Genomic DNA, 13,085 nt, shown 5'->3' on the forward strand with positions numbered 1-13,085 from the left:
GACCACGCGTAACGCCTCTCAGCTATTGCTCGAAGAACTCGGGCGCATCCGTCGCGCCGGTGAAGCCGTTGCGCAGGTAGTCCACGACGATGCGGTCAACCGCCTTGTTTCCCAGCCCGACGTGGCCGTGGCCGGGTCCGTGAACGGTGACAACTTGGGAGCCCATTGCGTCGGCGAGCGCGCGGTGGCCGGAGTAGACGGTCTGGGGGTCACCTGTCGCGTTGATCTGCAGAGGGCGGTGGGCCAAGCGCGAGCCGTCGAGAGGTGCGAGTCCCGTCACGGCGCCCGCACCCGAGCAGTACATGCCCGAGCCGATGACGGCGTTCGGCATGGTAAATAGGTCACCTGTGACATAGGAAGACCACAATGCGGCTGGTACGAGACCGTAATCCGGCGGGGTGATGTTTTCGTTGCACATTTGCACCGCCTGCAGCTGGTTGAGCGCGATCTGCTGGCCCTGGAGCTCCTCGAGCACAGCCTGGGGTGCCCCGGATGCGCCTGAGGGCTCCAATGAGCCGTTGGTCATGCGGGCGAGGGTGTCCCATCCCTGCGGCTGGGGGAGAGTCATGCGGGTGGTCAGCAGCAACGGCGAGGTGACCTGGCTCGCACCTGGATTGAGCAGGCGGGAGATGATGCCGTCACCCTCCACACGCGCCTTGCCGGTCGCGGTGATGGCATCGGCTGCAGCTTGGCCCGCCAACTCCAGACCCGGGGGAAGATCACCGACGCGCGCCGGGGGCGGGGTGACGGTGGGATTCGTTCCGGTCTCGGCGACAATGCGGTTAGACCAGTACTGGTACGCCTTCAGCGGGGTGTCGCCCATTCCATACGTCGCGTCGTTCGCGGCGACAAACGCGAAGTAGTCATTCAACGCGCGCTCGTAGCCGCCCTGCTGGGTGCGCATGAGCGCCTGCCAGCTCAGGTTGGGATCCATCGCGGAGTCGAGCACGACGCGGTCAGTACGCTCCGGGAACATTGAGGCGTACGCGGAACCGAGGTAGGTGCCGTAGGACAGGCCCATGATGGAGATCTTGTCGTAACCCAGCGCCCGGCGAGCAGCGTCCCAGTCGCGCGCGTTGTTCTCTGTGGTGATGCTCTCGGGGTAACCGGGGCGGCCGCCTTGGCACAAGGAGCGGGTCAGGCCGCCACCGGAGAAGGTGGAATCGAACTGCAACCGGGCTAAGTCGACCGGGGTCTGCGGGTCAGGCGACTGGCAGTTCAGCGGTGTTGAGTGCATCAGTCCTCGTGGCTGGACTGCAACGAGGTCCCACTCATTGCGGATCTCCTCGGGCCAGCTGAAACCGATTCCCTCGGTACCGAAGTAGGTGTAAGCGTCGCCGCCCGGGCCACCCGGGTTGCCGAACAGCGCGCCGCGGCGTGACGACGGGTCGGCGGCAGGTATGCGGACGTACCCGACGGAAATGGTCGGGCCGGACGGGTCGTCGTATCGCATCGGAGTGTCGAAACGGCCGCACTCGGCGCCCGCCACGTTGACGGTGGAGGGGCATTCTTCCCGGGTGACGGCGGGGGAGGGCTGCGCGCCCGCCAGCGGGGATGCCGCGAGGCTCACGGTGAGGCCGGTCGTTAAAACCGCCGCCAGAACTGTCCAGTTCATATGGGGGACCTTTCCGAGCAAACAATCGAGTCTATTGGTGCATACTCATATTATCTTTTACCCGGTGCGAGAGTGCGGTATGCAGGATGCACCCATGGAGATAATGTCTGACCCCTGAATTAGACTGTGGCCCCATGACGCCAGCTGACCTCGCAACGGCCATTAGGCAGGCCGCCACGACCGTTTTGTCCGCGCACGACCTTGACGCCGCCGTCGTTCCCGAGACGGTGACGGTGGAGCGCCCGCGCAACCCGGAGCACGGCGACTACGCCACCAACATCGCCCTCCAAGCGGCCAAGAAGGCGGGAACTAACCCGCGTGACCTAGCAGGCTGGCTCGCCGAGGAGCTGTCTGACAACCCGGTGATTGATTCAGCGGAGGTCGCCGGGCCCGGATTCATCAACTTGCGCCTGGCCACCGGTGCCCAGGGCCAGCTCGTCGCCGACATCCTTGCGGCGGGTGCGAACTACGGCCACTCCGACATCTACGCGGGTGAGAAAGTCAACCTCGAGTTCGTTTCCGCGAACCCCACCGGTCCGATCCACCTCGGCGGAACGCGGTGGGCTGCGGTGGGCGACTCCCTCGGCCGCGTCCTCGAGGCCGCCGGCGCTCAGGTGACGCGCGAATACTACTTCAACGACCACGGTGGCCAGATCGACCGTTTCGCCCGCTCCTTGGTAGCTGCGGCGAAGGGGGAGGCCACGCCAGAAGACGGGTACGGCGGTGATTACATCTCCGAGATCGCTGGTGCGGTCGTCGACAAGCGGGAAAATGCCCTGGCGGGCACACCTGAGGAGGTTCAGGAGACCTTCCGCGCCGAAGGTGTGGAGATGATGTTCGAGCACATCAAGCGCTCGCTGGCCGAGTTCGGCGTGGAGTTCGACGTGTACTTCCACGAGAATTCGCTGTTCGAATCCGGGGCCGTGGACAAGGCCGTGGCCACGCTCAGGGAGAATGGCAACCTGTACGAGAACGAGGGTGCGTGGTGGCTGCGCTCGACCGATTTCGGTGACGACAAGGACCGCGTCGTGCTCAAGTCCGACGGCAACGCAGCCTACATCGCCGGCGATATTGCGTACGTGGCGGACAAGTTCGACCGCGGCCACACGCTGGCGATTTACATGTTGGGGGCGGACCACCACGGCTATATCGCGCGTCTGCGCGCGGCCGCACAGGCGCTGGGCTACAACCCGGAGGCCGTCGAGGTGCTCATCGGCCAGATGGTCAATCTCGTGCGCGACGGCAAACCAGTGAAGATGTCGAAGCGCGCTGGCACCATCATCACTCTCGACGACCTGGTGGACGCCATCGGGGTTGACGGTGCGCGCTATTCGCTGGCACGCTCCTCCGTGGACCAGACGCTGGACATCGACCTGGACTTGTGGACGAAGCAGTCCTCCGACAACCCGGTGTATTACGTGCAATACGGCCACGCACGCCTGTGCTCCATCGCCCGCCGCGCCGCAGACGCCGGCGTGGGTTACGACTCGCCGGACCTGGGTCTGCTTGCGCACGAGAAGGAGGGCGACCTCATCCGCACCCTGGGCGAGTTTCCAGCCGTGCTCAAGGCCGCCGCACAGCTGCGCGAGCCGCACCGCGTGGCTCGTTACGCCGAGGAGCTGGCCAGCTCCTTCCACAAGTTCTACGACGTCTGCCAGATCCTGCCTAAGGCCGGTGAGGACGCTGAGCCGATCCACACGGCACGCTTGGCCCTCGCGATGGCGACGCGCCAGGTTCTTGCGAACGCACTCGACCTGGTCGGCGTGAGCGCCCCGGAGAAAATGTAGATGTCATTCAACGAGCTTCCCGCCCACGTGTGGCCGCGCGGTGCCGCGCGCCAGGAGGACGGCGTGGTCACCGTCGCCGGGGTCCCGCTGCCGGAGATCGCCGAGGAGTTCGGCACCCCCGTCATGGTGGTCGACGAGGACGACTTCCGCTCGCGGTGCCGTGACATGGCCCGTGCTTTCGGGGCACCCGAGAACGTCCACTACGCCTCCAAGGCGTTCTTGACCCGCATGATCGCCCGGTGGGTGGACGAGGAGGGGCTCGCCCTCGATGTGGCGTCCGAGAACGAGCTGCGCATTGCGTTAGCCGCCGACTTCCCGGCGAAGCGCATCACGGTGCACGGGAACAACAAGTCCGAGTCCTTCCTGCGCCTGTGCGTGGAGGCGGGCGTGGGGCATGTTGTCATCGATTCGCACCAGGAGCTCGCGGAGCTCAACAACGTCGCCGGTGAGCTGGGGGCGGTGCAGGACGTGTTCGTCCGCGTGAAACCCGGTGTGGACGCCCACACGCACGAGTTCATCGCCACTAGCCACGAGGACCAGAAGTTTGGCCTGTCGCTCGCATCCGGGTCCGCGCACAAGGCGGCGGTGGACGCGATCGGCGCCGCGAACCTATCCCTAGCAGGGTTACACTGCCACGTCGGCTCCCAGGTGTTCGACGCGGAAGGCTTCAAGCTCGCCGCGCAGCGCGTCCTCGGTCTGTACGCGACGATTTACCGCGAGCAGAACGTCGCGCTCGACTACCTAGACCTCGGCGGCGGCTACGGCATCGCCTACGTCGACGGGGAGGAGCCGCTCGACGTCGCGGGGGTTGCGGCTGATCTGCTTGGCGACGTCCGCGGCGTGGCCGACGAGCTCGGCATCCCCGCACCGACCGTCGTGGTTGAGCCGGGCCGCGCGATCGCCGGGCCGTCGACAGTGACCGTCTACCGTGCGGGCACAATCAAGGACGTGCACACCTCGCACACCACGACGCGGCGCTACATCGCCATTGACGGCGGCATGAGCGACAACATCCGGCCCGCTCTGTACGAGTCGGAGTATGACGGCCGCGTGGTCAACCGCTTCGTCGACGGCGAGCCAGTGCAGACCAGGCTGGTGGGTTCGCACTGCGAGTCCGGTGACATCCTGGTGGGCGACGCCAAGTGGCCCGAGGACATCGCCAGCGGGGACCTCGTGGCTCTGGCCGCCACGGGCGCCTACTGCTACTCCATGAGCTCGAACTACAACTCTTTCGGCCGGCCCGCCGTCGTGGCCGTTCGTTCGGGCAACACCACCCCGATGGTGAGACGCGAAACCGTGGAGGACCTGCTCGCGCGCGAGTACGAATGAAACCCGGTCACAATATAGACTAAGCGGTACACTAGTGCCGACCACCCGCTACCCACAAAGGATGCCGAAGGACAATGACTGTATCGAGCGCTGAGAGCCGCAACGGAAACTACCCGGGCAAGGGAATCGGCGAGCCCGTCGGCGTCGCTGTCCTGGGGAAGGGCACCGTCGGCACCGAGGTGCTCCGCCTGCTGGGCGAGTTCTCCGAGAACCTAGAGAACCGCATCGGCGGTCCGATCGAGGTTCGCGGTGTGGCGGTGTCCAACCTTGACAAACACAGGGACGCCCCGGAGATCGCCGGGATCTTCCTCACCGACAACGCCCGCGAGCTGATCGACCGCGACGACGTCGACGTGGTTGTAGAGCTGATCGGCGGCATCGACTACCCGCGCGAGCTCGTGCTGGAGGCGCTGAAGAACGGCAAGTCCGTCGTCACCGCCAACAAGGCGCTTGTGGCCGCCCATGCCGACGAGTTGTCCGAGGCCGCGAACGCGGCCGGTGTCGACTTGTACTACGAGGCTGCGGTCGCCGCTGCGATCCCCGTCGTCGGCATGCTGCGCCGTTCGCTGGCGGGCGACCAGGTCCTGCGGATCTCCGGCATTGTCAACGGCACCACCAACTTCATCCTGGACGCCATGGCCGCGAGCGGCATGAGCTACGAGGACGCGCTCGCCGAGGCCACCCGCCTGGGGTACGCGGAGGCCGACCCGACGGCGGACGTCGAGGGTCACGACGCGGCGTCGAAAGCCGCGATCCTGGCGTCGATGGGCTTCCACACCCGCGTGACCTACGACGACGTGTACTGCGAGGGCATCACCAAAGTCACGGCTGCCGACATCGAGGCGGCCAAGCAGTCCAACGAGACCATTAAGCTCCTGGCCATCTGCGAGCGGCTTCTCGACGACGCCGGCAACACAGTCGGAGTCAACGCCCGTGTCCACCCGACCCTCGTTCCGAACGAACACCCGCTGGCCTCAGTGGACAAGTCTTACAACGCCATCTTCGTGGAGGCGGAAGCCGCAGGCCGCCTCATGTTCTATGGAAACGGCGCAGGCGGCGCCCCGACAGCTTCGGCCGTGCTCGGCGACTTGGTGGGCGCGGCCCGCAACAAAATCCATGGCGGCCGTGCGCCGGCAGAAAACCCTTACGCGAACTACGACGTCGTGGGTTTCGGAGAGGTGCGCACGCGCTATCACATCAACATGACGGTCAACGACCGAGTAGGGGTGCTCGCCGATCTGGCGCGGACGTTCTCGGAGGCTGGCGTATCCCTGTCGGCTGTCCGCCAAGAGCAGTCCGACGACGGTGCCCACCTCATCGTTGTCACGCACTCTGCCCAGGAAAAGAAGCTCGCGGAGATCGTCGACACCCTGACCAATCATGCCGACGTGCAGGCTATCAACTCCGTAATCCGCCTCGACTCCTAAAGGTTTACCCATGCCCACCGATCTCCCCGTCGGCCTGAAGGCCACCGTCACCGTCCCCGGATCCTCGGCCAACCTCGGCCCCGGATTCGACACCCTGGGTCTCGCGCTCGGGATCTACGACACCGTCGAGGTGGAGACCGTCTCCTCCGGTCTCGAGGTTGAGACTTTCGGCGAGGGCGCGGGCGACCTGCCGCGGGATTCGTCGCACCTGGTGGTCAAGGCGATCCGTTCCGGTCTCAAGGCCGCGGGGGTGGAGGCGCCGGGTCTGCGCGTGGTGTGCACTAACGCGATCCCTCAGTCACGCGGCTTGGGTTCATCGGCGTCGGCCGCGGTGGCAGGCGTCGTCGCCGCCAACACGCTCGCTGGACAACCGCTGGACACCGACGCAGTGGTCCAGCTCTCCTCGGCATTCGAGGGTCACCCCGACAACGCGGCCGCGTCCGTGCTCGGCGGGGCGGTGGTGTCCTGGACGGACATTCCCGTCGACGGTGTGACCGACCCCTCGTACCGCGCGGTTGGGATCGACGTACACCCGTCGATACGCGCGACAGCGCTGGTCCCGGACTTTCACGCCTCGACGAACGCCGTGCGCCAAGTGCTGCCGAGCCACGTCACGCATACCGATGCCCGTTTCAACGTCTCCCGCACCGCGGTAATGACTGTCGCGATTCAACACCATCCGGAGCTTTTGTGGGAGGGCACGCGAGATCGCCTGCACCAGCCCTACCGAGCGGATGTTTTGCCGGTCACCGCCGAGTGGGTCAACCACCTGCGCAACCGAGGCTTCGCCGCCTACCTTTCCGGGGCAGGCCCAACCGCGATGGTGCTGAGCACGGAGCCCGTGCCGGAAAAGATTCTCGACTCCGCGCGCGAGGCGGGCCTGCGGGTGCTCGATCTCGAGATCGCAGGGCCCGTAACTGCGAAACTCAGCAGGTCCTAGCCGCCGCTAGCGGTTTCCCGGCCCCGGCAGCGCGACGATGTCGTAGCGGTCATTTGCCAGGTGCTTGCGCAGGTCCTTCTTGTCGAACTTGCCCACAGACGTTTTGTCGATGGACCGCACGAACGTCCAATACTCCGGCGCCATCCACCGCGGCAGTGACGCGGCGATCTGGCTGCGCAACCGGGCGGCGGTTTCCGCGGTGGGCGGGGTGTCAGCGACTAGAACGGTGATCGCGAGCGGGCGCTCGCCCCATTTCGGGTCCGGGTAGCCGATGACAGCGCACTCCGCGACCTCCTCGGCCTCCATGATGAGGTTTTCCACCTGGGCGGAATAGATCCACTCGCCGCCGGAGCGGATGACGTCGCGGGCGCGGTCGTACAACGTCATGAACCCGTCATTTGTCACTGTTCCCACGTCACCCGTGCGTAGCCAGCCGTCGGCGGTGAATGCCTCGCGCACATCCGTGACCTGCTCGCCGCGGAACTCGCTGGCGATCGCGCCGGGCTCCTGCGTGGGCGAGTGGTAGTAGGAGGACGCGACCATGTTGCCCCGAACCTGAATCTCACCCTGGGAGCGGTCCGTGGAGGCCATGACTTTGCCGTCGTTGACCACACGGTATTCCAGCCACGGGGCGAAGCGGCCTTGCGAGACGCGGAAGGCGTAGCGCGCCTCCCCCGACACTCCCGACGGCGGGCGCGCGACCGTGCCCACCGTGGAGGTCTCGGTCATTCCCCACACGTGGACGACGTCCACGCCGTAGCGCTCCTCCCACGCCTTGATCAGGGCCGGCGGGGCGGGCGATCCGCCCACGAAGATCTCGGTCAGGCTCATGCGCTCCGGGGGGTTGGAGGCGTAGTGGATGATCAGCTGGATCCACAGAGTGGGTACGCCGTGCGCCACGCGCGGGTGCGTCGCCGCGATCAACGATGCAAGCGTCGGCGCGGATACATCGGAATCCGGCAGCACCAGCGGGGTGCCCACCAGGAACGCGGCGAAGGGAACTCCCCAGCTCATCACGTGATAGATCGGGATGCCGCACAGGAACGTCTCGCCGTGCGTAATGGCCATTGAGTCAGTGGCGCGCAGGCTCATCGCCTCGAGCCAGATCGAGCGGTGCGAATAGGCAACCCCCTTCGGCGCGCCCGTCGTGGCAGTGGAATAGACAAGCGCCGCGGCTGTGTTCTCCTCAAGCTCGGGCCAGTCGTACACGGTCGACCGGCCGTCGAGTAGCTGCTCATAATTGTGCACGTCAACTCCCTCGGGCAGGGCCTGGGCCAGCGCAGCGGGAAAATCGGTGCCGGTGAAGCACACGGTGGTCACCAGCGGGCAGAGCTCGAGCACCCGCCCCAACTTCTCCGCGAGCCGGGGATCGGCGACAACGACCTGAGCCTCCGAATGATTGAGCACGTACGCGATCTGGTCCTCCACCAGCTGTATGTTCACGGGTGTGAACACCGCGCCCTTCGACGCCACCGCGAACATCACCTCGAGGTGCTCCGCGCAGTTATAAAGCAACGTGGCCACCCGCTCGTCACCGGTGACGCCCAGGTCGTCGTGAAGCGCGTGCGCGAACGCCGATGCCCGGGCACCCACCGTTGCGAAGGTCGACTCTTCCGCCTGGCCGGAACGCCAAGTTGTCACCCGCGTTGTCGAGTGAATCGTCTCGCCGTAGGTGAGGATCCGGGAGACGGAAAACGGCAGTTCCTGCATGGTGGAGAGCATGCGAACTACTCTAGCGCGGTGACATGCGGGGACTCGATCCTTGGTGTGTGGCATTCATGGGTTACAATCTGAGACGAGATCGCCGCTGCACTAGCGGACACACCCGAACTTGAATCGGACGGGTAGCGGTCTTCCCCCACGTACAGCTCGCCTTCTTCATTCGCGAGTACACCGTTTCGCGCTGTCAGCGCAGAGCCACAGCCAACGGCGGGGCAACGCGGGTTACATCATTCTTCACGCAACCTGCGCGACAAAAGCACAGTTTTAATTGCACACGAAAGCTTCGTGCCCGCGTATCGACGCGCCGGGCGAGCGCAGCCGCCGAAAATGCGGCGCTGAGCTAATGAGGCGACGAAAGGACATTCGTGACCGACACGGGCAACGCCGCACAAGGCCAGGATTCACAGAACCTGGCATCGATGAAGCTCCCGGAGCTGCGCAAGCTGGCGGCAGAGAAGGGCCTCAAGGGCACCTCCGGCCTGCGTAAGGGGGATCTGATCCGGGCCATCACAACCGGGGAGGTGCCGAAGAAGGCGGTGACCGACGCCGTGGCCGACGCGCCCTCACAAGCCACCGAGGTTTCCGGGGCTTCCGAGGCGGCCGACATCGCCACGCAGGAGTCCTCGGCTCCGCGCCGCCGCGCAACCCGCAGGGCAGGCAGCAACACCGGGGAGGATGCTGCGGCCAAGAACGACGTCGCGATGAAGTCGGACAAGGTCGAGGAGCCGAGCGAAGACGGAAACGAGGCAGCTGGCGGCGACGAGCAACGCTACGAGTCCCGCTCCGCAGCACGCCGCGCCCGCCGCAACCGGGCGCGCAACAACGGCGGAGAAGGCTTCCAGCCCGGTGACCACGAGGACAACCCGTCGCGTTCCGATGACGCGGACGACCGACACGGCAACCGGAGTGACCGCGACGACCGAGACAACCGGGGTGACCGGGACAACCGGGGTGACCGAGACGACCGCGGTAACCGCGACAACGGGGACAACGGGGACAACCGCGACAACGACCACGGTGACATCGAGGGCGGCAACCGACGCGGCCGCCGAAACCGCCGTAACCGCAATCGGGGAGGCCGCGACAACAACCGCGACAACAACCGCGACAACCGCGGTCAGAACCACGATCACAACCGCGGTCAGAACCGCGATCAAAATCAAGACTTCAACTCCGAGGAGCTGCAGGAAGTCGCAGGAATCGTCGACGTCGTGGACAACAACACCGCGTTTGTGCGTACCACCGGTTACCGCGCCAACCAGGCGGACGTGTTCGTCAACAACAAGTTGGTCCGCCAGAACGGCCTGCGCTCCGGTGACGCTGTGATCGGCCAGGTCCGCGCGAACGGGCAAAGCCACTCTCACGGCAACGGCCGCAACCGCCAGCGCTACAACCAGCTGGTGCGCGTGGATACCGTCAATGGCATGAGCCCGGATGAGGCGAAGCGCCGCAAGGAGTTCCACAAGCTCACCCCGCTGTACCCGAACCAGCGCCTGCGCCTGGAGACTGAGCCGAACGTCCTCACCACCCGCGTGATCGACCTCGTCATGCCGCTGGGCAAGGGTCAGCGCGCGCTCATCGTTTCCCCGCCGAAGGCCGGTAAAACGACGATCCTGCAGAACATTGCCAACGCGATCGCAACAAACAACCCTGAGTGCTACCTCATGGTCGTGCTTGTCGACGAGCGCCCCGAGGAAGTCACCGACATGCAGCGCTCGGTCAAGGGCGAGGTCATCTCCTCGACCTTCGACCGCCCGCCGTCAGAGCACACCGCGGTGGCGGAGCTGGCGATCGAGCGCGCGAAGCGCCTCGTGGAGATGGGCCAGGACGTCGTCGTCCTGCTCGACTCCATCACCCGCCTCGGCCGCGCGTACAACAACTCCTCGCCGGCGTCAGGCCGTATCCTCTCCGGCGGTGTGGATTCCAACGCCCTGTACCCGCCGAAGCGCTTCCTGGGTGCCGCCCGCAACATCGAGGAGGGCGGGTCGCTGACGATCATCGCCACCGCGATGGTGGAGACCGGCTCCGCGGGTGACACCGTGATCTTCGAGGAGTTCAAGGGCACCGGCAACGCCGAGCTCAAGCTCGACCGCAAGATCGCCGAGCGCCGCGTGTTCCCGGCCGTGGACGTCAACCCGTCCGGCACACGCAAGGACGAGTTGCTGCTCGCACCGGAGGAGGCGCGCATCATGCACAAGCTGCGCCGCATCCTCTCCGCGCTCGACCCGCAGCAGTCCATCGACATGCTGATCAAGCAGCTGAAGAAGACGAAGTCCAACGGTGAGTTCCTCATGGGCGTGGCCCAGTCCGCGCCGATGGCGGCCGACCAGTCTGAGGAGGAGTACCTCTGATGGCGGGCGAGGTTTCGATCGTCGACGACTATGTCTCCGAGTACGAGGGCATCCAGGCGCAGATGGGCGACCCGGACGTCGCCGGTGACGCGGACCAGTTCCGCAAGCTGTCGAAGCGTTACGCCGAACTCCAGCCGATCATCGACGTCTACAACGAGCTCCACGAGGCCCGCGAGAACTACGAGGCCGCCAACGAGATGGCGGGCGAGGACAAGGAGTTTGCCGAGGAGGCCAAGCGCCTTGAAGGTGACATCGCCCGCCTCGAGGAGGAGCTCGCGGACCTGCTCGCCCCCCGCGACGAGCATGACGGTGACGACATCATCATGGAGATCAAGGCCGGAGCTGGCGGTGAGGAGGCTGCTCTGTTCGCCGGCGACCTGGCGCGCATGTACCAGAAGTACTGCGAGAAGCACGGTCTGACCTGGGAGGTTCTCGACCTCGCGGAGTCTGACCTCGGGGGAGCCAAGGACATGACGGTGGCGGTCAAGGCTAAGACACCCTCGCGTGAGGGTGCCTGGTCCAAGCTCAAGTTCGAGGGCGGCGTGCACCGCGTGCAGCGCGTTCCGGTCACGGAGTCGCAGGGCCGCATCCAGACCTCAGCCGCGGGCGTGTACGTCTTCCCGGAGGCCGAAGAGGTCTCGTCCGTCGACATCGACGAGAAGGATCTGCGTATCGACGTCTACCGCTCCTCCGGCAAGGGCGGCCAGGGCGTGAACACGACCGACTCCGCGGTGCGCATCACGCACCTGCCGACGAACATCGTGGTGACCTGCCAGAACGAGCGCTCCCAAATCCAGAACCGCGCCCGCGCCATGCAGGTGCTCCAGGCGCGCCTGGACCAGCTCGAGCGGGAAAAGGCCGACGCTGAGGCCGCCGAAGGCCGCGCCTCCCAGGTGCGCACCATGGACCGCTCCGAGCGCATCCGCACCTACAACTGGCCGGAGAACCGCATCTCCGACCACCGCATCAACTACAAGTCGAACAACCTCGACGCCGTGCTCGACGGCAACATGGATGACCTGATCGCCGCACTGCAGAAGCACGAGCGCCAGGAGCGCCTTGAGGCCGAGTAAAACCCGGGAGCTCGTCGCCCGTGCCACGGAAACTCTCCGGGACGCGGGCGTCGATACGCCCGAGGTCGACGCGCGACTGCTCGCTGCCTGGCTTCTCGACGTCGCCCCGCTCGCCGTACTCTCCACCGAGCCGCCCGCCGGGTTCGAGGCGGCCTATCTGGAAGCAATCGCGCGGCGGGCGCGGCGCGAGCCGCTGCAGTACATCACGGGGACCGCGCCCTTCGGGCCGCTCGACGTGGCGGTGGGCCCCGGGGTGTTCATCCCGCGCCCCGAGACCGAGGTGTTGGCCGATTGGGCGGTGCGCACGCTCGCCGCGGTGGAGTCGCCCGTGGTGGTCGACCTCGGAACGGGGTCCGGCGCGCTCGCCATCTACATCGCGCATGCGCGTGGCGACGCCTCAGTCACCGCGGTCGACGTGTCTCCGACGGCCCGTGAATACGCGCGCGCCAATGCGAAACGCAACGGGGTCACCCTCAGGGTAGTGGAGGGGGATATGACCGACCCGTACCTGCTCGCGGAGCTGACAGGCGCGGTCGACCTCGTGGTTTCAAACCCGCCGTACGTGCCTGAAACACCGGACCTGACCCCAGAGGTCTCCCGCGACCCGCACGAGGCCGTATTCTCGGGGGCCGACGGCATGGATGCGATCCGCGGGCTGGTGCCCGTCGCCGCGCGATTGCTTAAGGCTGGGGGAGCGCTCGGCGTCGAGCATGACGACACGACATCCCAAGCTGCGCAGGAATGCGTTGCCGCCCACGGCACATTTGCGGCACCGAAGGTGCTCCACGACCTCACCGGGCGGGCCCGGTTTGTCACCGCGAGTAAGGTAAACCGGTAACCG

The 13,085-nt window shown here is 66.1% G+C and carries 9 protein-coding genes; 7 read left to right on the forward strand and 2 right to left on the reverse strand.

All coding sequences use genetic code 11. The features are described 5' to 3' along the window. Window positions 1-22: 22 nt before the first annotated feature. Window positions 23-1,615: an alpha/beta fold hydrolase gene (locus G7Y29_RS04260; protein ID WP_165002133.1), complete on the reverse strand. Its 1,593-nt coding sequence runs from the start codon at window positions 1,613-1,615 to the stop codon at window positions 23-25. Between the two features lie 134 nt (window positions 1,616-1,749). On the opposite strand from G7Y29_RS04260, the gene argS reads away from it, so the two are divergent. The 4 genes from argS to thrB all read left to right on the forward strand — a co-directional run bounded on the left by argS (window position 1,750) and on the right by thrB (window position 7,098). Next, complete coding sequence (argS, locus tag G7Y29_RS04265) at window positions 1,750-3,402, forward strand: arginine--tRNA ligase (RefSeq protein WP_165002134.1); 1,653 nt, start codon at window positions 1,750-1,752, stop codon at window positions 3,400-3,402. Then, entirely contained in the window at window positions 3,403-4,731 is a 1,329-nt protein-coding gene (gene lysA / locus G7Y29_RS04270) for a diaminopimelate decarboxylase (protein WP_165002135.1), read from the forward strand. Between the two features lie 74 nt (window positions 4,732-4,805). Continuing rightward, window positions 4,806-6,158, forward strand: a complete 1,353-nt coding sequence (locus G7Y29_RS04275) for a homoserine dehydrogenase (RefSeq protein ID WP_165002136.1) — start codon at window positions 4,806-4,808, stop codon at window positions 6,156-6,158. A gap of 10 nt (window positions 6,159-6,168) precedes the next feature. Further along, a complete protein-coding gene (thrB, locus tag G7Y29_RS04280; protein ID WP_165002137.1) occupies window positions 6,169-7,098 on the forward strand; it encodes a homoserine kinase in 930 nt (309 codons plus the stop codon). Between the two features lie 6 nt (window positions 7,099-7,104). On the opposite strand, the gene G7Y29_RS04285 is transcribed toward thrB, so the two are convergent. Next, window positions 7,105-8,820, reverse strand: coding sequence for a long-chain fatty-acid--CoA ligase (locus G7Y29_RS04285; protein ID WP_165002138.1), 1,716 nt, complete (start codon window positions 8,818-8,820; stop codon window positions 7,105-7,107). A 365-nt stretch (window positions 8,821-9,185) separates the two neighbouring features. Between G7Y29_RS04285 and rho the strand changes: the two genes are divergently transcribed. The 3 genes from rho to prmC are packed head-to-tail and all read left to right on the forward strand — an operon-like array spanning window position 9,186 to window position 13,082. After that, window positions 9,186-11,171: a transcription termination factor Rho gene (gene rho, locus G7Y29_RS04290; protein WP_165002139.1), complete on the forward strand. Its 1,986-nt coding sequence runs from the start codon at window positions 9,186-9,188 to the stop codon at window positions 11,169-11,171. Then, window positions 11,171-12,244 (forward strand): peptide chain release factor 1, encoded by a 1,074-nt coding sequence (gene prfA, locus G7Y29_RS04295; protein ID WP_165002140.1) that lies wholly within the window; start codon window positions 11,171-11,173, stop codon window positions 12,242-12,244. The genes rho and prfA overlap by 1 nt, the downstream gene beginning before the upstream one ends. Then, the gene (prmC, locus tag G7Y29_RS04300; RefSeq protein ID WP_165002141.1) at window positions 12,231-13,082 is read left to right on the forward strand and encodes a peptide chain release factor N(5)-glutamine methyltransferase; all 852 of its coding nucleotides are present in this window, start codon (window positions 12,231-12,233) and stop codon (window positions 13,080-13,082) included. Before prfA ends, prmC begins: the two co-directional genes overlap by 14 nt. Window positions 13,083-13,085 lie beyond the last annotated feature (3 nt).

The sequence above is a fragment of the Corynebacterium qintianiae genome, assembly GCF_011038645.2.
Taxonomy (GTDB): Bacteria; Actinomycetota; Actinomycetes; order Mycobacteriales; family Mycobacteriaceae; genus Corynebacterium; species Corynebacterium qintianiae.